This is a genomic window from Cellulomonas sp. CW35 (assembly GCF_052378485.1).
Lineage (GTDB): Bacteria > Actinomycetota > Actinomycetes > Actinomycetales > Cellulomonadaceae > Cellulomonas > Cellulomonas uda.
Window position 1 is genome coordinate 106,526 of sequence record NZ_CP199000.1, and the last position, 22,775, is coordinate 129,300.

17 protein-coding genes are annotated in these 22,775 nt (G+C 75.2%); 9 read left to right on the forward strand and 8 right to left on the reverse strand.

The features are described 5' to 3' along the window. Window positions 1-85: 85 nt before the first annotated feature. Window positions 86-1,012: a type IV toxin-antitoxin system AbiEi family antitoxin domain-containing protein gene (locus ACT17Q_RS00485; protein WP_444663950.1), complete on the reverse strand. Its 927-nt coding sequence runs from the start codon at window positions 1,010-1,012 to the stop codon at window positions 86-88. A 455-nt stretch (window positions 1,013-1,467) separates the two neighbouring features. Between ACT17Q_RS00485 and ACT17Q_RS00490 the strand changes: the two genes are divergently transcribed. The 4 genes from ACT17Q_RS00490 to ACT17Q_RS00505 all read left to right on the forward strand — a co-directional run bounded on the left by ACT17Q_RS00490 (window position 1,468) and on the right by ACT17Q_RS00505 (window position 6,263). Further along, window positions 1,468-3,558 carry a S9 family peptidase gene (locus ACT17Q_RS00490; RefSeq protein WP_141318794.1) on the forward strand — a complete coding sequence of 697 codons (2,091 nt, stop codon included), beginning with the start codon at window positions 1,468-1,470 and terminating at the stop codon, window positions 3,556-3,558. A 102-nt stretch (window positions 3,559-3,660) separates the two neighbouring features. Continuing rightward, complete coding sequence (locus tag ACT17Q_RS00495; RefSeq protein WP_094181354.1) at window positions 3,661-3,882, forward strand: DUF6458 family protein; 222 nt, start codon at window positions 3,661-3,663, stop codon at window positions 3,880-3,882. Window positions 3,883-4,062: 180 nt separating this feature from the next. Beyond that, window positions 4,063-4,743, forward strand: coding sequence for a biliverdin-producing heme oxygenase (locus ACT17Q_RS00500; RefSeq protein WP_444663953.1), 681 nt, complete (start codon window positions 4,063-4,065; stop codon window positions 4,741-4,743). Window positions 4,744-4,853: 110 nt separating this feature from the next. Next, complete coding sequence (locus tag ACT17Q_RS00505) at window positions 4,854-6,263, forward strand: GGDEF domain-containing protein (RefSeq protein ID WP_244937642.1); 1,410 nt, start codon at window positions 4,854-4,856, stop codon at window positions 6,261-6,263. A 21-nt stretch (window positions 6,264-6,284) separates the two neighbouring features. Here the strand turns inward: ACT17Q_RS00505 and ACT17Q_RS00510 are convergent, their stop codons facing one another. Continuing rightward, on the reverse strand, window positions 6,285-8,210 hold the full coding sequence (locus ACT17Q_RS00510) for an NHL domain-containing thioredoxin family protein (RefSeq protein WP_444663955.1): 1,926 nt from the start codon (window positions 8,208-8,210) through the stop codon (window positions 6,285-6,287). A 230-nt stretch (window positions 8,211-8,440) separates the two neighbouring features. On the opposite strand from ACT17Q_RS00510, the gene ACT17Q_RS00515 reads away from it, so the two are divergent. Beyond that, entirely contained in the window at window positions 8,441-9,259 is an 819-nt protein-coding gene (locus ACT17Q_RS00515; protein ID WP_444663957.1) for a patatin-like phospholipase family protein, read from the forward strand. Continuing rightward, window positions 9,256-10,302 (forward strand): 1-acyl-sn-glycerol-3-phosphate acyltransferase, encoded by a 1,047-nt coding sequence (locus tag ACT17Q_RS00520; protein WP_444663959.1) that lies wholly within the window; start codon window positions 9,256-9,258, stop codon window positions 10,300-10,302. Before ACT17Q_RS00515 ends, ACT17Q_RS00520 begins: the two co-directional genes overlap by 4 nt. A gap of 4 nt (window positions 10,303-10,306) precedes the next feature. Here the strand turns inward: ACT17Q_RS00520 and ACT17Q_RS00525 are convergent, their stop codons facing one another. Together ACT17Q_RS00525 and ACT17Q_RS00530 are read right to left on the reverse strand one after the other, a co-directional pair. Beyond that, the gene (locus ACT17Q_RS00525) at window positions 10,307-11,521 is read right to left on the reverse strand and encodes an RsmD family RNA methyltransferase (RefSeq protein WP_444663961.1); all 1,215 of its coding nucleotides are present in this window, start codon (window positions 11,519-11,521) and stop codon (window positions 10,307-10,309) included. A gap of 5 nt (window positions 11,522-11,526) precedes the next feature. Next, window positions 11,527-12,216, reverse strand: coding sequence for a TetR/AcrR family transcriptional regulator (locus tag ACT17Q_RS00530; protein ID WP_232514491.1), 690 nt, complete (start codon window positions 12,214-12,216; stop codon window positions 11,527-11,529). A 169-nt stretch (window positions 12,217-12,385) separates the two neighbouring features. On the opposite strand from ACT17Q_RS00530, the gene ACT17Q_RS00535 reads away from it, so the two are divergent. From ACT17Q_RS00535 to ACT17Q_RS00545, 3 genes are all read left to right on the forward strand, one after another. Continuing rightward, on the forward strand, window positions 12,386-13,147 hold the full coding sequence (locus ACT17Q_RS00535; RefSeq protein ID WP_444663963.1) for a deoxyribonuclease IV: 762 nt from the start codon (window positions 12,386-12,388) through the stop codon (window positions 13,145-13,147). Between the two features lie 106 nt (window positions 13,148-13,253). Further along, entirely contained in the window at window positions 13,254-13,784 is a 531-nt protein-coding gene (locus tag ACT17Q_RS00540; RefSeq protein ID WP_094181349.1) for a DinB family protein, read from the forward strand. Window positions 13,785-13,994: 210 nt separating this feature from the next. Continuing rightward, complete coding sequence (locus ACT17Q_RS00545; protein WP_141318781.1) at window positions 13,995-14,873, forward strand: hypothetical protein; 879 nt, start codon at window positions 13,995-13,997, stop codon at window positions 14,871-14,873. Here the strand turns inward: ACT17Q_RS00545 and ACT17Q_RS00550 are convergent, their stop codons facing one another. The 4 genes from ACT17Q_RS00550 to ACT17Q_RS00565 form a co-directional block, all read right to left on the reverse strand. Beyond that, a complete protein-coding gene (locus ACT17Q_RS00550; protein WP_444663966.1) occupies window positions 14,874-15,794 on the reverse strand; it encodes a transglutaminase family protein in 921 nt (306 codons plus the stop codon). Further along, window positions 15,791-18,301, reverse strand: a complete 2,511-nt coding sequence (locus ACT17Q_RS00555) for a circularly permuted type 2 ATP-grasp protein (protein ID WP_444663968.1) — start codon at window positions 18,299-18,301, stop codon at window positions 15,791-15,793. Before ACT17Q_RS00555 ends, ACT17Q_RS00550 begins: the two co-directional genes overlap by 4 nt. Window positions 18,302-18,999: 698 nt before the next feature. Further along, the gene (locus tag ACT17Q_RS00560; protein ID WP_444663970.1) at window positions 19,000-21,750 is read right to left on the reverse strand and encodes a LuxR C-terminal-related transcriptional regulator; all 2,751 of its coding nucleotides are present in this window, start codon (window positions 21,748-21,750) and stop codon (window positions 19,000-19,002) included. Window positions 21,751-21,837: 87 nt separating this feature from the next. Further along, window positions 21,838-22,758 (reverse strand): bifunctional 5,10-methylenetetrahydrofolate dehydrogenase/5,10-methenyltetrahydrofolate cyclohydrolase, encoded by a 921-nt coding sequence (locus ACT17Q_RS00565; protein ID WP_094181344.1) that lies wholly within the window; start codon window positions 22,756-22,758, stop codon window positions 21,838-21,840. Between the last annotated feature and the right edge of the window lie 17 nt (window positions 22,759-22,775).

Consider the following 22,775-nt stretch of genomic DNA (forward strand, 5'->3'; position numbering starts at 1 on the left):
CGACGGTCTCGTCGGTCGGACGTGGGGCGCAGACCTCGGGGTGGTCGGGGCGGTCCGGGTCAGCGAGGTCTGCTCGTCCGGATGGTCAGCGGGTGAGGGCGCGGCGGACGTGGTTCGGGATGCGCAGCGTGCCGAGGTCCGGCCACGCGAAGCGCAGCAGGTCCACCCACCCGACCGACGCGATCCGGTTCTGGCGCGTGCGGTCGGCGAGCACGGCGTCCGGTGACGTGTGGAACTCCTCCCCGTCGAGCTCGACGACGAGCCACCGCCCCCCACGCAGCCGCCACGCCAGGTCGCCGCGCACCACTCCCGCGTCGTCGGGTGGGCGGATCTCGAGCTGCAGCTCGTCGGGCGCAAGACCCTCGTCGATGCACTCGAGGCGTGCGAAGCTCTCGAACGGCGACTCGGCCCGTCCGTCGACGTACGGCCACCAGGTCCGCACCCGCTGCACACCGCGGCGGCGCCCCATCCGGCCGAGCAGCGACGCGACCTCGTCGGGCTCGAGCAGGCGGCGGTGCAGGACGTCGTCCACCACCGCGAGCCCGTTCCGGCGCGGGAGCTCCGGGAGCGTCCTGACGAGGGCGTCGGCCAGGCCGGAGATCCGTCGGTCGCCGACGGGGACCGTGGCGACCGGGTCGAAGCACCGGGCACGGGCGCCGCCGCGTGCGCGTCGGGCGGACCCCTCCGGCAGCGCCGCCTCCGGGCGGATCGTCGCGGGCAGACCCCGCACGCCGTGCAGCGCGAGCGCACTCGCGCCGACCGCCACCGCGTCCGGACCGTAGGCGAGCATCGCCAGCCACGCGGCTCGTCGTCGGCGTCCGTCGGGTGTGGTCGGGCTCGCCGGGCTCACGTCGTAGACGCCGCGTGTCACCCGGGCCCACCGCCCGTCCGCGACGAGGCGGCTCCGGGTGTCCCGGCGCAGCCCGAGGTCGTCGCACTGGCGGCTGCTGAGCAGCCCCTCCTGCCGGAGCGCGAGCGCCCGGGCGTCGTCGGGGAGTGTGATGGTCCGCACGGTCACAGGACACCGCGTCGCGCGGCCGGGACGGTCGGCGCTGCGCGCGACCTGTGGATGCACCTGCACCGTTGAGGGGGCTGGGGTCGGGTGGCGACGAAGGCGTCACGGCCGCGACGCCGGCCGATCGTGCGGCCGATCCCGCCATCCCTCCGGCTCGCGCCGCCCAGACCCTGCGCAACCGCGGGGTCGCGGAGGACGGTCCGGCCGAGACCGGGGTTGTTCCGGGTGTGGCGGGGCTGAGCCTGAGCAACCACGGGGTCGTGGGGGACGGTCCGGTCGAGACCGGGGTTGTTCCGGGTGTGGCGGGGCTGGGGCGGAGTAAGCGCGGGGTCGCGGGGAGCGGGCCGTCGAGACCGGGGTTGTTCCGGGATCCGGCGCGGTGGGGTCGGCCGAGGCGTCGGGGGCGGGATGGGGTGGGGGGTGGTGTGGGGGTGGGGTGGTAGGACGGAGGGATGAGGATCGCTGAGCTGGAGGAGTACGTCGGGATCCCGCGGGTCGGTGGGCTCGCGCTGTCACCCGACGGGGAGCGGCTCGTCGTCGGCGTCTCGACGCTCGACGCGAAGAAGACCGCGTACGTGACCGCGCTGTGGGAGGTCGACCCGGCGGGCGAGAGGCCCGCGCGCAGGCTGACCCGGTCGGCGAAGTCGGAGGGCGGGGCGGCGTTCACGGCCGCCGGTGACCTGCTGTTCACGAGCGCCCGCCCGGACCCGGCGGCGAAGGACGGGGACGACGAGAACCCGCCGGCGCTGTGGCTGCTGCCGCGGGACGGTGCGGAGGCGCGGGTGGTCGCGGCGCGCAAGGGCGGGCTCGGTGGCCCGACGACGGCGGATGCGGCTGACGTCGTGCTGCTCACGGGTGACGTGCTGACGCGCGCCGCCGACGAGGAGCAGGACGAGAGGCTGCGCAAGGACCGCAAGGAGAAGAAGGTCGGCGCGATCCTGCACGACGGGTACCCCGTGCGGTTCTGGGACCACGACCTGGGCCCCGGCTTCCCGCACCTGTTCACCGCGGACGTCTCCGCGCTGGTCACGGGCGCCGACGACGCGCCGCTGGCGGGTCAGGACGAGCCCCGCCTGACGCTCGCCGACCGCACCCCGCAGGCGGGTGCGGCGCTGGTCGAGCAGCACGCGGCGATCTCCCCGGACGGCACGACGCTCGTCACGGGCTGGAACCGGCCGCGGGCGCGCGGTGACCAACGCAGCGTGCTCGTCGTGGTCGACGTGGCGTCCGGTGAGCGCCGCACGCTCGTCGAGGACGACGCGTTCGACGCGTTCTCGCCGGTGGTGTCGCCCGACGGCCGGTGGGTCGTGTTCGGGTACGAGACGATCTCGACGCCGCACCTGGCGCCGCGCGTCGGGCTGCGGCTGGTGCCCCTCGCGGGTGGCGAGTCGCGGGTGGTCGCGGCGGACTGGGACCGGTGGCCGGGGAGCCCGGTGTGGCTCCCGGACTCGTCGGGCCTGCTGGTCGTCGCGGACGACGAGGGCCGCGCGCCGGTGTTCCGGGTGGACCTGGGCGACGCCGGTGCGCCGGACACGGTCACGCGCGTGACCAGCGACGACGCGGCGTTCACGGACGTGCGGGTGGCTCCCGACGGGCGCACGGCGTACGCGCTGCGCTCGTCGTACCTCGCGCCCGCGCACCCGGTGCGGATCGACCTGACGAGCGTCCCGACGCAGGCCGTGGCGCTGCGGTCGCCGGCGCCGACACCCGAGCTGCCGGGGCGTCTCGAGGAGGTCACGGCCACGGTCGCGGACGGGCGTCGGGTGCGGGCGTGGCTCGCGCTGCCCGAGGGTGCGGACGCCGCGAGCCCGGCACCGCTGCTGCTGTGGATCCACGGCGGGCCGCTCGGCTCGTGGAACGCGTGGTCGTGGCGCTGGAACCCGTGGCTGCTGGTCGCCCGGGGGTACGCGGTGCTGCTGCCGGACCCGGCGCTGTCGACGGGGTACGGGCAGGACTTCGTGCAGGCGGGATGGGGTGCGTGGGGCGAGGCGCCGTTCACCGACCTCATGGCGGTCACGGACGTCGCGGAGCAGCACGAGGCGGTCGACGAGACGCGCACGGCGGCGATGGGCGGCTCGTTCGGCGGGTACATGGCGAACTGGGTCGCGGGGCACACGGACCGGTTCCGGGCGATCGTGACGCACGCGAGCCTGTGGGCGCTGGACCAGTTCGGCCCGACGACGGACGCGGCGTTCTACTGGCAGCGGGAGATGACGGAGCAGATGGCGTCGGAGGCGTCGCCGCACCGGTTCGTCGAGCGCATCCGCACGCCGATGCTCGTCATCCACGGGGACCGGGACTACCGGGTGCCCATCGGCGAGGGGCTGCGGCTGTGGTACGAGCTGCTCGCGAAGTCGGGTCTGCCGGCCGACGACGAGGGGCGCTCGCCGCACCGGTTCCTGTACTTCCCGGACGAGAACCACTGGGTGCTGCAGCCGCAGCACGCGGTGGTCTGGTACGCGACGGTCGAGGCCTTCCTGGCCGAGCACGTGCTCGCTCGGACGGGTGATGACGCCGTGGCGTACCCGGACGTCCTGGGCTGAGAACCGGGACGAAAGGGACGTTCGGCGAGCGGTTCGTGCCGGCGCGAGCGAGACTCCGAGATCTGGGCGCGGCCTGACGGCCGTCGACGAAGGGAGTCACGCATGGGTATCGGTGGCGGCATCGGGCTGCTCGTGATCGGCGCGATCCTGGCCTTCGGGGTGAGGGACGCGATCGACGGCGTCAACCTGACGGTGATCGGGTACATCTGCATGGGTGCGGGCGCGCTCATGCTCATCCTCGCGCTGGTGCTGAACTCGCAGCGCACCAGGACGTCGCACACGGCCGTGGTGGAGCACCGGGAGGTGCCGCCGCCGACGGTGTGACCAGTGCTGGTCCGACGACGGGCGCCGCGTGGCCGACGGGCTGCGCGGCGCCTTCGTCGTCCCGGGCGCGGCTCGCGTCCCGGAATCTGGACGACGGGCGAGTGAGGCAATCCTTACTTCGTGGCGTACTGTTCCTGACAGCACGTCATCACCGTGCGCCCACGACCGAGAGAGACGCCCGTGACGACGACCTCCGTGCCCGCCGGCAGCACCGACCTCCCGCTGGACCAGCCGCTGTCCCGCGCACTGCGCGAGGGCACCCGCGAGGTGCACGGCGAGGCCGAGGGCATGGCGTTCATCGAGGCGCTCATGGGCGGCCGGCTCGGGCAGGACGCCTACACCGCGCTCGCGGTCCAGCAGCTCGCGATCTACGCGGCGCTCGAGAACGCGGGCGCCACGCTGCGGGCGGCGGGCGGCGACCACGGCCTCGTGTTCGACGAGCTGACGCGACTGCCCGCGATCGAGTCGGACCTCGCGCACCTGATCGGCCCGGACTGGGCGGTGCGGGTCGAGCTGCTGCCCGCGACCCGGGCCTACGCTCAGCGGCTCACCGCGTGCTCGTCGGACCTCACGCTGTACGCGGCGCACGCCTACACGCGCTACCTCGGCGACCTCTCGGGCGGCCAGGTGGTCAAGCGCATGGTGCAACGCCACTACGGCGTGCCGGACGAGGGCGTCTCGTTCTACGACTTCCCCGAGATCCACCGGCTCAAGCCGTTCAAGGACGTGTACCGGGAGCGCCTCGACGCGCTGCCCCTCGACGACGAGCGGCGCGCCGCGACCGTCGCGGAGGCGCGGGTGGCCTTCCGGCTGAACCAGGCGGTCTTCGCGGGTCTCGGCGAGCGGTTCGTCGCCGCCTGACCCTCTGCCGCGGCCTCGTCGGGCGGTCCGACGCGGGCGATTTGTGCGGAACGAGTGATTCGGGTGCCGCGAGGTGTCCGCGAGGCGTCCCGGCACGCGATGATGTCCCCGTGACGCCACGGGTGACGGCCGGAGCGCGCGCGGACCGACGAGCCGCGGCGGCTCTCAGCGGTGTCCGCGGCTTCGCCATGGCCGCCCGCAGGCTCGAGCACGCGCGCTCGCTCGACGAGGTCGTGCAGACCGCGGCGGCCGTCGCGGCCGAGGTGCTCCAGGCCCGGCTGGCGGCCACGTGCCGCATCGAGCAGGAGACGCTGCACGTCCTGCACACCGAGCCGGCCACGGACCCGCGCCAGGTCTGGCGGCTGCGCGGCTCGTACCGCGCGGAGGACCGGCCCGCGCTGCGCCGGCTCATCCGGGAGCGGGAGTCGTGGATCGCACACGCGCAGGACGTCACCGGGGCACCCACGCAGCCGGGCGACCCGGACGCGGGTGACCCGGTCGAGATCGAGATGCTGCAGCAGGTCGGCGCCGCGAGCTCGCTGGCCGCGCCGATCGTCGTGAACGGTGCCGTGTGGGGCGAGCTGTTCGCGATGCGCGGGCCGGAGAACGGGCTGTTCACGATCGACGACCTCGCCCGTGCCGAGGTCGTCGCGGCGCTGGCGGCGGGTGCGATCGCGCGCGTCGACCTCGAGGAGCAGATCCGCCACCTCGTCGCCGACGACCCGCTGACCGGGCTGTCGAACCGCCGCGTCGCCGACACGGCCGCGGAGGCCGCGCTCGAGTCGGGCGAGGAGGTCTGCATCGTCATGTGCGACGTGGACGGCCTCAAGCGCGTGAACGACGAGCTGGGCCACGACACGGGTGACGACCTGCTGCGCTCGGTCGCGGACGTGCTGCGCCGCGCCGCGGACCGTCTGCCGGGCTCGACGGCCGCCCGCCTCGGCGGCGACGAGTTCTGCCTGGTCACGGTGGGCCACCACCGGGCCGAGGTCGCGGAGGTCATGTCCAGCACCACGTCGGACTTCCCGCTGCCGCACGGCGCCGCGATCTCCTACGGCCTCGCGTCGACCGCGATCACGGGGGAGATCTCGGCGCGCAACCTGTTCCGGCGGGCGGACATCGCGCAGTACCGCGTGAAGCGCGCGCGGGCCCGGGCACGTGCGTCGGCCGTGCCGATCGCGGACCCGTCGGTCACGGCCGAGCGGGTCGTCGTCGCGGGTGCCGCCGCGATCACCGCGGCGCAGTCCGGTGTGGTGCCGCGCCTGTGCGCGATGGCCGCGGCGACCACCGAGACGCTCGGCGGGTCGGCGTGGGCCGTGCTCATGCAGCGGGACGGGGCCGCGTCCGCGATCGCGCGGGGTGGGAGCCCCGCCGACGGGGAGAGCGAGCAGCTCGTCACGCAGGTGGTGCACGGGTCGTGGCTCGTCGAGATCGGCTCGTCCCCCAACGCCGCGCAGGGTCCGGTGGTCACGACCGCGCTGCACGCCCTGACGGCCGTCGCCATCGAGGGCGCCTCCTGACGGACGGGCCGGTCCCGTGCGTCAGCCGTGCAGCGGGAGCGTCAGGGCTGCGTCGCCGTCGGCGGTGACACGGACCGGGACGCCCCAGTCCTGCGCGTTGAGGTGGCACGCCGGGTACTCCACCGCGGGGTCGTCGTCGCACGACGCGGCGTGGGCCGTGACGTGCAGGACCCCCTCGCCGACCGTCGGGTCGAGCACCAGCGTGCGCTCGAACGGCACGTCGTCGCCCGCACCCTCGAGCAGCAGCGTCGGTGGGGTCGACGAGACCTGCAGGCGCGTCGAGGGGCCGAACCGGTCGTCGTACTTCTGCCCCGTCGCGGGCGTGAACACCACGTCGAGGCGCACCCGCGGCGCGAGGTCCGTGACGGGCCGCTGCGTGCGGTGCGAGCCGCCGTCGACGGTCGCGTCGACCACGCCGGTCAGCGCGACCCGCGTGACCCGGTGGGCCGCGGACTCGACGACGAGCAGCACCGCGTCGGCACCCTCGCCCAGCACGACGAGGCCGCTCGGCTCGGCCAGGCCCGTGGCGATCGTCGTGACCTCGCCCGGCTCGTCGTCGGTGCGCGACGGGACGTAGCGGCGGACCGCGCCGTTGTACGTGTCGGCCACGGCCACCGAGCCGTCGGGCAGCACGGCGACGCCGAGCGGGTGCTGGAGCCGTGCCTCGTCGGCCCGCCCGTCGCGGTGGCCGAAGTCGAACAGGCCTTCGCCGACGACCGTGCGCACGGTGCCGTCGCCGATCGTCGCGTGCGTGGGCGTGACGACGCGCAGCGCGGAGGTCTCCGAGTCCGCGAGCCAGATCCGCCGGTCCGGGCCCACGGCGAGGCCCGACGGCTGCGCGAACCACGCCCCCGGCAGCGGGCCGTCGAGCAGGCCCTCGTTCATGGTGCCGCCGACGTGCGCGATCGAGCCCTCCTTGTCGTCGAACGCCCACAGCGTGTGGTTGCCGGCCATCGCGACGACGAACGCGCCCCACTCCTGCGACCACGCGACGTCCCACGGCGACGAGAGCCGCACGGCTCGCGCGGGCCCGGCGAAGCCCGCCCCGGTGCCGCCGCCGAGCGCCGCCGACACGTTGTCCGACGCACCGACCATCAGCTGCTCGCCGGTCCCCGCGACGGTCGTGACCGTGCCGTCGTCGAGCCGCACGCCGCGCAGCGCGTGGTTGACGGTGTCCGCGACCAGCACGTCGTACCCGAGCCACGGCCGCAGCTCGTCGGGCACGAGGCACAGGCCGTTCGGCTCGCTGAACCGCGCCTCGTCGGGGCCGCCGTCGACGAGCCCGCGCTCGCCCGCGCCGATGCGCCGCACGAGCGTCTCGCCGTCGGCCTCGAGCTCGGCCAGCGAGTGGTGGCCCGCGTCGGCCACGAGCAGGTGCCCGTTCGGCAGCGCGACCGCCTTCGCGGGGAACCGCAGCGTCCCCGGCGTGGCCTGGGGCGGGACGTACGGTCCGGACCCGCGGTGCAGCGTGCCCTTCGCGTCGTGCTCCGCGACGAGCTCGCGGACCAGCACCTCGAGGTTGTGCCGGTGCCCCTCGCCCGCCATCTGCGCGACGACGTACCCCTCCGGGTCGATCACGACGAGCGTCGGCCAGGCCCGCGCGGCGTACGCCTGCCAGGTGTGCAGCTGCGGGTCGTCCAGGACGGGGTGGTGCACCTCGTACCGCTCGACCGCCGCCGCGAGCGCGACCGGGTCCGCCTCGTGCACGAACTTCGGCGAGTGCACGCCGATCACGACGAGCACGTCGGAGAACTCGGCCTCGAGCTCGCGCATCTCGTCGAGAACGTGCAGGCAGTTGATGCAGCAGAACGTCCAGAAGTCGAGGACGACCACCTTGCCGCGCAGGTCCGCGAGCGTCACGTCCCGCCCACCGGTGTTGAGCCACCCGCGGCCGACGAGCTCCGACGCACGCACCCGGGGCAGCCGCCCCGCCTTCACCTCAGTCACCCCCCCATTCTCACCGCTCCCACGGCCGCCCCCCGCCGACCCCGCCGACCCCGTCGTTCCTCCGGCTCTGACACGTCGATCCCGGAGCGACCACGGTCTCGTCGTCCGTCCCCGCCGCGACCCCGCGGTTGCTCCGGCTCAGCGGTCGCACACCCGGAGGAAGCGCGGGGTCGCGGACCACCCGTGGGGAGGGATCGCGGGGGCGGGGGTGGTCTGCCACGATCGGCTGCATGAGCGTGGGCTTCGTGCTCGGCGGCGGTGGCGTGCGCGGCGCGGTGCAGGTCGGGATGCTGCGGGCGCTGTTCGAGCGCGGGATCGTTCCCCAGGTCGTCGTCGGGACGTCGATCGGCGCGATCAACGGCTCCGCGGTGGCGGCGGACCCGACGCCGGCGGTGGTCGAGCGGCTCGCGGAGGCGTGGGCGTCACCCGCGGCCGCGGCGGTCTACGGGGACTCGTGGCCCAAGCAGCTCGCGCGCCTCGTGCGCTCCCGCACGCACCTGAACGACCCGAGCCCGCTGCGTGAGCTGGTCGCGGGCATGATCGGCGCGGACACGCGGTTCGAGGACCTCACGGTGCCGCTCGCGGTCGCGGCGGCGTGCATCGAGCGGGCGGCCGAGAAGTGGTTCGACTCGGGCCCGGTGCTGCCCGCCGTGATGGCGTCCGCGTCGGTGCCGGGGATCCTGCCGGCCACCGAGATCGACGGCGAGCACTACGTCGACGGCGGGCTCGTGAACTCGATCCCCCTGTCGGAGGCGTGGCGGCGGGGTGCGACCGCGGTGTACGTGCTGCAGGTCGGGCGGATCGAGGAGCCGCTGACCAACCCGGACCGGCCGTCGGACGTCGCCCGCGTCAGCTTCGAGATCGCGCGGCGGCACCGGTTCTCCCGCGAGGTCGACGAGGCCCCGGAGGGCGTCACGGTGCACGTGCTGCCGGGCGGCGGTCCGACGAAGGGCGACGACAAGCTCTCGTCGTACAAGCGGATGGACACGGTCCGTGCGCGGATGGACGCGGCCTACGCGGCGAGCGGCGCCTACCTGGACGGGCGATGACCGACCAGGGCGGTGCGCCGATCTGGCGGCTCCCGCCCCGCTGGGTGCGCCGCGTGGTGCTCGCCCCGCTCGTCGTGCTGCTCGCGCTCGTCGTCCTGCCCGTGGGCGTCCTGCTCGCGGCGTTCGTCGGAGCGGTGATGACGTGGCTCCTGCCCGGCCGGCTGCGCCTCGTGCGGGCCGTGTGGATGGCGGTGTTCTACCTGTACTGGGACGCGGTGGCGCTCGTCGTCGCGTTCGCCCTCTGGGTGGGCAGCGGGTTCGGGTGGCAGCTGCGGGCGCCCGCGCTCCAGCGCGCGCACTACGTGTTCGCCGCGCGGATGCTCGACGTGCTGTTCTGGCAGGTGCGCTGGACGTTGCGGCTGCGCATCGTGGTCGAGGACGCGGACCTCGGGCACCTCCTCGAGGGGCGGCCGGTCGTCGTCGCGAGCCGCCACGCCGGGCCGGGGGACTCGTTCATCCTCGTGCACGCCCTGCTCACCCGGTTCGACCGTGAGCCCCGCATCGTCCTGAAGGACACCTTGCAGTGGGACCCCGCGATCGACGTGCTGCTCAACCGCCTGCCCACGCAGTTCGTCACGCCCCGCAGCGCGCGCCCCGCGGCCGGACCGGGCATGTCCGACCTCGTCGGGGACCTCGCGCGCGGGCTGGACCACGACGACGCGCTGCTGATCTTCCCCGAGGGCGGCAACGTGACCCCGCGTCGCCGGCTCGGCCGCATCGAGGCGCTGCGCCGCGCGGGCCGCACCGAGCTCGCCGCGCAGGCCGAGCAGATGGCGCACGTCATGGCCCCGCACGCCGGCGGCCTGCTGTCGGCGCTCGACGCGGCCCCGCAGGCGGGCGTCGTGTTCGTCGCGCACACCGGCCTCGACCGGCTCGTCACCGTCGCGGACATCTGGCGCGAGCTGCCGATGGACAAGGAGATCGTCATGAAGGGCTGGTCGGTGCAGCCGGACGACGTCCCGCGCACGACCACCGATCAGGAGGCCTGGCTGTTCGACCACTGGCGCCGCATCGACGAGTGGATCGCCGACCGCCGGTCCTGAGGCGTCAGTTCGCGCGGTCGAGGAGCCAGATGCGGGGGTGGTGGCCCTTGGCGTAGACGCGCACCGGGGGGTGCGCGCGCCACAGGGCCGCCGCCTCGCGCACGGCGGCCTCCATGACCTTGACCTCGTGCGTGAGCACGACGAGCCGCGCGCCGGGTGCGGAGGCGGCGTGCGCGGCGCGCAGCAGGCCCGCGTGCACCGCCCGTGCGTCGGCGTGCGAGCCGTGCAGCGTGCCCCACGGCGGGTCGGCGAGCACCAGGTCGGCGGGCTCGGTCGCGGGGCCGGTGGGCCACACCGACGGGTCGAGCGCGTCGGCCCGCACGAGCGTGACCTGGCGGGTCAGCCCCGCGGCCTCGAGGTTCTCGCGCGAGGCGGCCAGCGCGTGCTCGTCGAGGTCGATGCCGACGGCACCCGCGGCTCCCCCCGCGAGCAGGCGCTCGACGAGGAGCGTCCCCGAGCCGCACATGAGGTTGAGCACGCGGTCCTCGTCCCGCACGCCCGCGAGCCGCACCATCGCGGCGGCGATGGTCGCGTTCGCGGCGCCGGGGAAGTCCGCCACGCGCCAGGGCCGGGCGGACAGCGGGCGCGGGCCGACGCGCACGAGCACGTCCCAGCCCGGGTCGGTCCGCTCGTCGCGCCGCGCACCGCGCCGGACCTTGACGACGAGCTCGCCGTCGGTCGCGTCGTGCTTGAGGCCCGTCGCGCGCGCGAGCTCGTCACCGAGCCGCGCGAACACCGCCGAGTCCGCGCCCGCGGCCTCGAACCGGAATGTCGACGACCCCGCGACGCGCAGCGACGCGTACGCCGCGTCGACGATCCTCTGCAGGTGCTCGCCCGACAGCAGGGACTTGGGGCGCGGCACGTCGTGGTGCAGGACGACGAACGCCGCGACGGCGGTGCGCAGGCGGCGCACCTGGGCGAGCCGGTCCCCGGGGAGGTCGACGACGAGGGCGTCGTCCCGCCCCGGCACGGGGCGCGGGTCGACGGCGAGGACCTCGCGCACCTCGTCGGCCAGGACGTCGCCCAGCCCGCCGAGGAACGTCAGCTCGACGCGCGTGCGGCGCGGCGACGGAGGGCTCGCGACGCGCGCGGGCGCGGGACGGCGGCGGCCCGACGAGCCCGCGCGTCCCGACGAGGGTGCGCGGTCCGACGAGCCCGCTCGGCCCGACGAGCCCGCGCGGCCTGCGGAGGCGTGCGGGCGGCGGCCCTGCTGCGGCACGCGGGTCAGGCCGTGAGCGCGGCGGGCACGCGCTCGTCGGACGAGGTGGTGACGTCGTCGTCGGAGGCGGTCGCGGCCTCGTCGGCCACGGGGGTGCCCGGCAGGACCTGCACGCCGACCGCCCGCAGCACGAACGACTCGGTCTGCACGATCGCGCGCTCGCGCTCGGGCCCGTCGTCGGGCACGCCCCGGCCGGACAGGCACGCGTTGACCAGCGGGACCGTGGTGTCGAGGTCCTGGTCAGGGAAGACGCCGGACGCGATGCCGTCGGAGAGGATCTCGCGCAGGATCCGCTCGACGACGACGACGTGCTCGCGCACGCGCGCCTGCGTCTGGCGGGACAGGACGCTGCGCAGCTCGGGTCCGGGCGCCAGGTGGTAGATGCGCTTGAGCTGGATCTGCTGGCTGACGTAGGTGCGCAGCCGCTCGACCGGGTCGTCCAGGTCGTCGAGCGCGCGCTGCAGCGTTGCGGCGTACTCCTCGGTCTCGTTCGTGATGAACCCGACGAGCAGCGCCTCCTTGTCGGGGAAGTGGTTGTAGACGGCGGTGCGGCCGACGCCGGCGGCCTGGGCGATCTCGGCGAGGGTGATGGCGTCGAAGCCGCGCTCGGCCATCAGGGTCGACAGCGCTGCGAACAGCTTCTGCCGGGTCTGCTCGCGGTGCTCGTGCAGGGACCCGCCGATGATCTTGGGCATGCTGACAGCATGACACAACATGTCAGATCCGCTTCACGCGCCCTGTGCGCGAGCGCGTAGCCGCGGCGTCCTGGGGTGGATGCGTGTCGGGGGTCGCATCTAGCGTCGGGGGTCGAGCGACGTGGCGCGGCACGGGCCGGCACGACGAGACGAGGACGAGGGTGACGACGTGGTGCTGATCGGTGCGCACACGCGCGGTGACGACCCGGTGGCGGCCGCCGCCGAGACCGGCGCGCAGGCGGTGCAGGTGTTCCTCGCGGACCCGCAGGGCTGGAAGAAGCCCGTCCCGCGCGAGGACGCCGACGCGATCGTCGCGAGCGGTCTCGGGGTGTACGTGCACGCTCCCTACCTGGTCAACGTCGCGTCGACCAACAACCGCATCCGGATCCCGAGCCGCACCATGATCGCGCAGCACAGCGCTGCGGCCGCGACGCTGGGCGCGCGCGGGCTGATCGTGCACGGCGGGCACGTCGGCGCGGGGGACGACCTCGCCGTGGGCGTCGAGAACTGGCGCAAGACGTTCGAGCGCGCCACGTTCCCGGTGCGCGTGCTCGTCGAGAACACCGCGGGCGGCGAGAACGCGTGCGCGCGCACGCTCGACGCCATCGCGCGGCTGTGGGACGCGATCGGGCAGTACGACGTGGGCTTCTGCCTCGACACGTGCCACGCGTGGGCGTCGGGCCTGGACCTGGAGACCGTGGTCGAGCAGGTCACCGCGATCACCGGCCGGATCGACCTGGTGCACGCGAACAGCTCGCGCGACGAGGCGGGGTCCAACCGGGACCGGCACGCGAGCTTCGCGCACGGCACCATCCCGCCGGAGCTCATCGCGCACGTGGTGCGCGAGGCGGGCTGCGACGCCGTCGTCGAGACCCCGGCCGAGGGCCAGGCCGAGGACATCGCGTTCCTCAAGGCCGCCCTCGCCGGCTGACCCGCGCGACCGACCGGGGGCGGACCGGCACCGTGGCAGAGAAGGGTGCGAGAACGGCGGTGGACCCTCTCGTCGTCGAGAGGTCGCATTGCTAGCGTGCGGGGGCATGAGCGAACCCGACACGATCGTGCCCGACGAGAAGGACTGGACCTGGGTGCTGTACGAGCGGTGCGGCGAGTGCGGGTTCACCGCCGCGGACGTCGACCCGCGGCACATCGGGCCGACCGTGCGGGACCTGCTGCCGCGCTACGTCTCCGCGCTCAGCCGCACGGACGCGCGGGAGCGCCCGGCGCCTGCGGTGTGGTCGGTGCTCGAGTACGGCGCGCACGTGCGGGACGTGTTCCGCATCTTCGGTGAGCGCCTCGCGCTCATGCTCGAGCATGACGACCCGCTGTTCGAGAACTGGGACCAGGACGCCACGGCCCTCGCGGACCGGTACGACCTGCAGGACCCGTCGGTCGTGGCCGACGAGCTGGTCGAGGCGGGCGAGGCGACGGCGGCGGCGTTCGACGAGGTGCCGCACGACGCCTGGGAGCGGACGGGCCGCCGGTCGAACGGCTCGTTCTTCACGGTCGGGACGCTCGGGCAGTACTTCCTGCACGACGTGGTGCACCACCTGCACGACGTCCGCGCCTGACGCGCGTCGTCGCCGGGCGCGCGTTGTCCACAGGCTTACCCACACCCGTGGGTATCCGCGCGTACGGGCTGTGGACGAGCGCGCGCCGACCGGTGGACGAGACGCTCCGGAGGGTGGACGGCCGGTGGACGACCGGGCGAAACGTGTCACTCGCACCAAGTGACACGGACGAAACACAAGCGCAGCATCCGTGCCCTAGCGTCCGCTCCCATGAACGTCACGCTGCCCGTCGAGCTCTCCGACCAGCACGTTCTCGCCCTGCCCCAGGGCACCGACCTCCTCGCGCTCGCGCGCGCGTGGTTCGCGGACGCCGCATGGGAGCGCGAGCCCGCGACCGCCGCCCCCGTCGCCCGGCCGATGACGGGTGCGCGGTTCCGCGGGATCGTCGTGCAGGACGCCCCGAGCGCGGTGCCCGGCCGGCTCGCCGTGGGCGGCGCGGTGCTCGTCGGGCCGCGTCCCCTCACGTCCGACGAGGTGCGTGCGACCGGTCTGCGCGCCGGCGAGGCGCTCGACCTCTACGGCGTCGAGGGGCCCGCCTCGCCCCAGCTGAGCGCGTGGTGCACGGCCGCCGCGCGGCACGCCGGCGGTCTGCTCGTGCCCGCGTCGCGCACCGACGTCGTCGTCCCCGACCCGCAGGGCGCCCCCGGGCTGACCCTGTGGTCGCCGGTCCCGCTCGCGCCGCGCGACGTCCTGCCGCTCGTGCGTCCGGCGATGGTCGGGGCGCGCGTCTCGCCCACGGAGGTCCCGACGCAGGTGGGCGGCGGACCGCAGGAGTGCGCGGTCACGGCCGTCTTCGACTACGACGGCACGGTGACGCTGCGCTCGGCGCGGTCCGACGACGTGCCCGCGGTGCTCGCGACCCTCGACTGGCGCGAGTACGGGCCGTGGGCGTACCACGTGCGCTGGCAGCCCGCGGACGGCGAGGACCCCGACTCGTCGCTGTCCGCGATCGCACGCCGGCGCGTCGCACCGACGATCGCGCGCGTCACGGCGGCGCTGTGGCGTGCCGCGGGCGGGACGGTCGTCGACGAGGGGGGCTTCGTCGTGCGGTCCGACGAGGTCACCCGCCGCGCGGTCCCCCCGCGCTGATCACTCGAACGCGGGCGACCCCGCCGGCACCAGGTCGACCTGCACGGACAGCCTCGAGCCGCGACCCTCGGTGAAGATCACGCCCCGCAGCGGCGGGACGTCGTGATAGTCGCGGCCCCAGCCCAGCACCACGTAGCGGTCGTCGACGAGCTGGTCGTTCGTCGGGTCCGCGTCGACCCACCCGGCCCCCGGGACCCACACCGAGACCCACGCGTGCGACGCGTCCGCGCCGCGCAGCTTCTCGCGCCCCCGCGGCGGGAGCGTCTCGATGTACCCGCTGACGTACCGCGCGGGCACCCCGTGCAGGCGCAGCGCCGCGATCATCAGGTGCGCGAAGTCCTGGCACACGCCCGCACCCTGCGCGAGGAGCTGCCGCTGCGTGGTGTGCACGGTCGTCGACCCGGTGCGGTACGTGAGCTCGTGGCGGATCCGGTGGCACAGGTCGACGAGGACGTGCGCGAGCGGCCGACCGGGCACGAACGACGGCTCGGCCCACGCCCGCACCTCGTCGACGAACGTGACGTGCGTCGACGGGAGCACCATCTCACGGACCTGCACCAGCACGTCGGAGGAGAACGCGGCGGCGGCCGAGCCGGTCGCCACGGCCTCGGCCGCGTCGTCCCACGCGACCTGCGGGAGCGCGCCGGCGTCGGGGCGGCCGCGCGTGATCTCGATGGTCGAACGGGCGGTCACGACGAGCGTCGTGTGCGGCTGCGTGACCGCGTAGAACGTGGTGCGGTTGCCGAAGTAGTCGTGCTGGACCGCCGTGTCCGCGGGGGCGGGGTCCACCTCGACGTGGCTGGTCAGGACGGTCTGACCGGGCAGGTCCCGGGGCGTCATGACGGTCCGGCCGTAGGAGTCCGTGACCTCCTGCGGGTAGGTGTAGGTCGTGCGGTGCACGAGGTCGTACGTGCGGCTCACGGCACCTCCTCCTCGTCGCCCGCGTCCCACGGGTCGTCGAGGGCGCGCGCCGCGACGGGCCGCGCGAAGTGCACCGCCTCGATCTCCTCGGCGAGCGCGAGCAGGCGCCAGTGCATCGAGTCGAGGAGCTCGGCGAGACGCGTGCGGCGCCCGTCGTCGTCGGTCGTGGCGGCGGCCGCCGGGTCGAGCTCGGCGACCAGGTCCCGCACCTGCGCGAGGAGCCGGTCGCGCTCGTCGGTCGGCCGCGCGCGCATCGGGATGCCCGCGAGGTCGCGCTCGAGGCGGTCGAGCTGGAACGCCAACGAGCGCGGGTTGCTCTCGTCGAGCAGCAGCAGGTCGAGCACCGCGGGGACGCCCGTGTGGTCCCCGTAGCGGCGGCGGAACGTGATCGAGGAGTCGTGCGCGAGCACCACCGAGTCGACCAGGTGCGCCTCCACGGTGCGGGTGAGGGGCCCGACGAGCGTGCGGCGCAGCGACGCGACCACGTGCTGCGCGCGCTCGAGCCGACGGCCCGCGTCGAGCAGGTGCCAGCCGACGTCGCGCACGAGGCCCTCGGCGACCGTGCCCGCGACCGCGAGCAGCCCCTCGAGCGTCCGGTCGAGCACCGGGCGCAGGCCCGCGGTGGCGGCGCGCGCGTCGTCGACACCCAGGTCGAGCCCGCCCTCGGGCACCCGCTGGCGCGCGCGTTCCGCGCGCAGCGCGCGCTCGATGCGCGCGAGCGGGCCGAACGTGTCCGTGGAGAGCTGGTCGCGCACCGCGGCAGCCGCCTGGCCCAGGCCGCGCACCGACGCGGCGATCGAGCCGTCGAGGCCGCGCTCGAGCGTGAGCTCCCGCAGGGTCGGTGCGGGGCCGTCGGCGGGCGCGTCCGGGTCGCGCAGCGCGGCGACGAGCACGGCGAGCGCGCGGCCGCCCGCCGAGCGCGGCCGGCCGTGGAAGTCGTCCCACCGGTCGACGACGACCCGCAGGTCGCGCGCCTGGTCCTCGGCGCGCTCGGCGTAGCGGCCTAGCCAGAACAGGTTCTCGGCGGTGCGGGAGGACACGCCCAGTCGCGTGCGCCGCGCGGCGTCGACCTCGGTGACGCCCTCGGCCGCGTCCGGTGCCGCATCGCCCACCGAGCCGGAGAGCACCCACACGTCCTTCGCGACCGCGCCCGTGCGTGAGGACACCACCGGTCCGTGGGCCACCCGCGCGAGCCCGCCCGCCATGACCGTGTACGAGCCGCGGTGCGCGACCGCGAACGTGCGCAGCACCCCGACGCCCGGACCGTCCGGCCGCGCGACCTCGTCGGACGCCACGGGCTCGACGACCGCACCGCCGCCCACGCGCGCCTGCCCCGCCCACTGCCACGGCTCCGTGGCGATCCGCGCCGCGAGCTGCTCACGTGCCGCGGCGTCGAGCGTCCAGCCGAGCACCGCGTCCTGATCACGGGACAGCGGCAGCACGACGAGCTCGTCGAGGTGCGCGAGCACGTGCGACAACGACGACGCCTCGCCGCACCACCACGTGGGTGCGGACGGCAGCAGCAGGTCCTGGTCGAGCACCGTGCGCGCGAGCCGCGGCAGCGCCGCCAGCACCGCGGGGTTCTCCAGCACGCCCGAGCCCAGCGGGTTCACCACCGACAACGCACCGCCGCGCACCGCGCGGACCAGGCCGGGGACGCCGAGCCGCGAGCCGGAGCGCAGGTCGAGCGGGTCGCACCACGCGGCGTCGACGCGGCGCAGCAGCACGTCCACGGGCTCCGTGCCGCCCAGCGCGCGCACCCACAGCCGCCCGTCGCGAACCACCAGGTCGGACGCCTCGACCAGCGGCAGGCCGAGCATCGAGGCGAGGTAGGCCTGGTCGAACGCCGTCTGCGAGCCCGGTCCGGGCGTGAGCAGCGCGATGCGTGGCGCGCTCGCGGACGGCGGCGCGACGTCGTGGAGCGTCTGACGCAGCGCGCGGAAGAACGGTCCGAGCCGGGCGATCGGGGTCGCGCGGTAGACGCCGGCGAGCACCTGCGCGACGACGCGCCGTCCCTCCATCGTGTACCCCGCGCCGGAGGGCGCCTGCGTGCGGTCGGCCAGCGACAACCACGTGCCGTCGTCGTCGCGTGCGAGGTCCGTCGAGGCGAGCACGAGCTCGCGACCGCCCGGCAGGCGCAGGCCGTCGACCGCGCGCAGGAACCCGGGGTGCGCGACGACGGCCGTGGGCGGCAGGACCGTGTCCGTCAGCAGCCGCCGTGCGCCGTACAGGTCCTGCAGCACGGCGTCGAGCAGCTCGGCGCGCTGCGTGATGCCGGCCTCGAGGCCGGCCCAGTCGTCCTCGTCGAGAACGACGGGTGCCGGGTCGAGGCGCCACGGCTCGTGCTCGTCGGCCGCGCCGTACGTGACGCCGTGGTCCGCGAGCAGCGCCTCGGCCTCGGTGCGCGCCCGCTCCAGGTCCGCCGTCGAGGGCGCGTCGGCCTGCTCGGGCAGCCAGTGCCACGCCGGCGCGCCGGGGGGACCGGCGGAGGAGAGCGCGTCGATCACCCGTCGAGTCTGACGTACGCCCAGGCAGACCGGCCGTCGTCTCGCATCGTGAACGCGGCGGGCTGATTACTTGACTGTTTCAGTCTGGATTACGCAGGGTTGCCCCGTGGGGCCGGCCGTCGGGGGACGGGCCGGCCCCTCATCACATCCCGCCCCGCCACAGCCCCGACGCCACCGCAGCACCCCACCCACCCCCCGGCCAACCCACCCTGCCGACCCCCCGACCAACCCCCACCCGCCGACCCCGCGCTTGCTCCGGTCATGAGCGACCTGACCCGGAGCAACGACGGCCTCGCGGGGGTGGGGTCCGCCGACCCCGCGGTTGCTCCGGCTATGAACGGGCTGACCCGGAGTAACGACGGTCTCGCGGGGGGCGGGGCGGGTTGCGCCGACCCCACCGGCCGACCCGCACCGGCCGACCCTGTGGTTGCTCCGGTTATGAGCGGCCTGATCCGGAGCAATGACGGTCTCGCGGGGGTGGGGTCTGCCGAGCCTGCGGTTGCTCCGGTTATGAACGGGCTGACCCGGAGCATTGACGGTCTCGCGGGGGTGGGGTCCGCCGACCCCGGGGTTGCTCCGGTTCTGAGCGGCCTGATCCGGAGCATTGACGGTCTCGCGGGGGGGGTGGGGTCCGCCGAGCCGGTGGTTGCTCCGGTTATGAACGGGCTTACCCGGAGTGATGGCGGGCTCGCGGGGGGTCAGGGGTGGGGCAGGAGGGAGACGAGCTGGGCGCGGGAGCGGACGCCGACCTTGCGGTAGATCGCCGTGAGCCGCGACTCCACCGCGCGCACGGACAGGAACAGCCGCGCGGCGATCTCCCGGTTGCGCAGGCCGGCGACGACGAGCTCGACGACGTCCCGCTCGGCATCGGACAGCGCCGCGACGAGGTCGGACGAGCGTGCGTCCGACGAGCCTGCACCCGACGAGCGTGCCGCCGACGAACGTGCGCCCGACGAGTGTGCGACCGACGAGCGTGCGCCCGGCTGGCCGGGCGACGACGAGCCCGGCCCGGCGGGCGACGGGCCGGCCGGTGCGCCGGGGGCGAGGGACGCGTCGTCGTCGGCCCCGACGAGGTCCCCGGCCCACCACGGCAGACCGATGCGCCGGTAGGTCGCGGCCGCGTCGTCGCGCACGCGCTCGGCGCGCTCGCCCGCCCCCATCGCGTCGAGCCGCGCGGCGAACGCGGACAGCGTGCGGGCGAGCTCGTAGTCACTGTCCCGCGGCCCGAACATCACGGCGGCGTCCTCGAACGCGCGCACGGCCTCGTCGTCGGGCGCGAGCAGGGCCCGGCACCTCGCGAGCGCGAGCGCGGACCAGCGGGACGACGCGGCCGCGGACCGGCGCGCGAGGTCGTCGACGATGGTGCGCGCGGCGGCGGTGTTGCCGGTGCGCACGAGCACCTCGACGAGGTCGGCGTCGCACCGGTAGAGGTGGGGGCCGGGCGGGCCGGCGGAGACCATGCGGCACCGCATGAGGGCGCGGGCGGCCTCGTCGAGGTCGCCGGCGTGCAGCGCGCGCGCCCCGAGGTAGGCGTCGACGCGCGCGGAGATCGCGGGGTTGCGGCTGCCGCGGGAGATGTCGAGCAGCTCGTCCTCGCAGGCGCGTGCGCGGTCGGGACGGCCGGTCTCGTGGAAGTACCACAGCTCGTGGAACAGCCGGTAGGGCCGGTGCACGTGGGGCAGCTCGTCCTGCTCGACGAGCGCGGCGACGGTCGCGGTCGCGGCGCGCAGGTCACCGGCGAGGCGGTCGTTGTCGGCGTCGTAGAGCCGCGTGGTGACGACCCACAGCGGGTCGACGGCCGCGGGTGACGCGAGCAGGGTGCGGAACAGGTCGCGCGCCTCGTCGTACCGCTCGGCGTAGGTCAGGGCGCGGGCGCGGGTCATGAGCGCGGTGGTCGACGACGGGTTGGGGCCCACCTGGACGGCGACGACGGTGCTGCGCGAGCGGGCGCGCGCGCTGGACATCGCGTCGAACAGGATCGCGGCGCTCTCGGCGACGGTGTGCGCGGGCTCGTGCGCGACACCGAGGAGGGCGTCCATGCGGGCGAGGTACTCGGCGGCACGCACGAGCTCCCACCGCTCGGTGCTGTACGTCGCGAGCAGCGCGAGCAGCAGCACGGACTCGTCGGGCGCGGAGGCGCCGTGCAGCTCGAGCGCGCGCTCGGCGAGCGCGGTGAGCAGGCTCTGCGTCGCGACGTACTCGATGCGCACGCGCAGGCTCGCGACGACGAGGCGGGAGTGCGGCGACGCCTCCTCGACGGACTCGGCGATGTCGACGTAGCGCCGCGCGATCTCCAGGTGCCCGCGGTAGAAGTACGCGGCGGCGACGACGAGCAGGTGGTCGGCCGCGCGGGCGCCGGGCTGCGCGAGCAGCAGGGAGCGCTCGACGTACTCGAACGCGACGTCGGGAGAGCCCTCGGCGAGCAGCCCGAGCGCGGCGCGGCGCAGCGCCTCGGCCGCGCGCGGGCCGGGGTCGACGAAGCTCGCGTGCCAGTCGCTCGCGTACGGGTCGCTCACGTGCTCGACGGCGCGGCGGTGGTGCTCGCGGCGGCGGCGCGCGCTCGTCGAGTGGAACACCGCGGAGCGCACGGGCTCGCGCGTGAGGCTCAGCCACGCGCCGTCGCGTGCGACCCAGCCGGCCGCGACGAGCTCGTCGACGACCTCGAGCTCGTCACCGCCGCCCAGGTCGTCGGCGTGCGTGCGGGGTGCGAGCGCGAGCCGCTCGACGAGCGCGGCCTGCGCGGGTGGGAGCTGCGCGAACCGGCGCGCCACGTGCTCGACGCGGCCCGGCCGCAGCGGCAGCTCGAGCGGTGCGCTGCCCGCCGCCTGCGCGGGCGTGAGGCCGGCGAGCAGGTCCACCGCGTCGGCGGGTGAGCCGCCGCTGCGGTGGGCGACGACGTCCAGCACGGCGGGGTGGTGCCGCGCGGGCGCGAGGTGCCCGACGAGCGCGCGGGTGCGGCGCGCGTCGAGCGGCCCGAGCACGACCTCGTCGAGACCCCCGAGCTCGGGCGGGACGCTCTCGACGAGGAGCACGAGCCGCAGCCCGGTCCCCGCGAGCCGGCGCGCCAGGAACCCGACGACGGCACGGCTGCGCGGGTCGAGCAGGTCGGCGTCGTCGACGAGCAGCACGGTCGCGGGGGCGTCGTGCTCGTGCAGGAGCGTCAGGATGCGGTGGGCGACCACGACGACCTCGAGGTCCGGTGCGGAGCCGAGGCTCAGCGCGAGGTGCCGCCAGCGTTCGTCGTCGATCGCGTACAGCAGCGACGAGATCCCCGCGAAGGGCCACGACGACTCGGTCGGGTTCGCGCGCACGTCGAAAGCGCGCGGCAACCGCTCGACGGCCTCGCGCACGAACGTCGACCGTCCGGACCCGCGTGGGCCCCGGACGACGATCGCGATCTCCGAGGCGTCGCACGCACGTTGCACGCGCGCCAGCTCCTGCTCGCGCACGAACACGACGATCCCCCCTCGACGTCGGCCTCAGACTAGCCCGCGAAGCGGGCCCGTCCGGGGCCGACGCCGGGGTGAAACGCGTGCTCAGACCGGCACGGCGGCGGTGCGCGTGGCCGCGCGGGCGGCGTTGCGCATGAGCAGGCCGAGCATCACGGGACCGATCCCGCCGGGGACGGGCATGATCGCGCCGGCCACGCGGGCCACGTCGTCGGTGTCGACGCCGCCGCGCAGCACGGGCACCACGGTGCCGTCGTCGCGCGTCGTCGTGCCGACGAGCATCGGGTTGAAGTCGATCACGGTGGCGCCCGGGCGCACCCAGTCGGCCGTGACGACCTGCGGGTGCTCGAGGCTCACGACGAGCACGTCGGCGGTGCGGGCCAGCTCGCGCGCCTGCGGGTGGTCGACGGGCACGAGCGAGAACGGCGCGGACAGCGGCAGCAACGCGGGGGCGGCGACGCGCGCGACGACGTTCGCGACGGGGTTGCTCGCCATGAGCGGCGTCTCCGTGAGCAGCACGATGGTGCTGCCCTCGACGGGGATGTCGGACGCGGCGAGCGCGAGCAGCACGGCCTCGCCGACGAGCGGCAGCACCGCGTCGTCCTCGCGGACGTTGGACGCGAGCAGGCCCGCGGAGTGCCGCGGGTGCAGGCCCTCGAGCTCCTTCTCCGGGGCGATCGCCGGCAGCACGTCGCGCACGCCGATGTGCGCGGGCAGCGGCATGAGCACCATGATCCCGTGCACGTCCGGGTCGGCGTTGGCGAGCGAGATCGTGGCGAGCAGCGTCTCGAGCGAGGTGTCCGGGCCGAGCGTCACGTCCTCGCAGTCGATGCCGTACGCGGTCAGCGTGCGCACGTGCAGGCCGCGGTTGACGGCCAGCATGGGGTTGGGGTTCTCGACGCTGACGAGCGTGACGCGCGGCCGGACGCCGGCGGCCGCCGCGGCGGCGACGGCGGGGGCGACGAGGCTGCGCTGGAGCGAGCGCCCGTCGATGAGGGTGGCGGTCATGGGACTTCCTCTCGGTG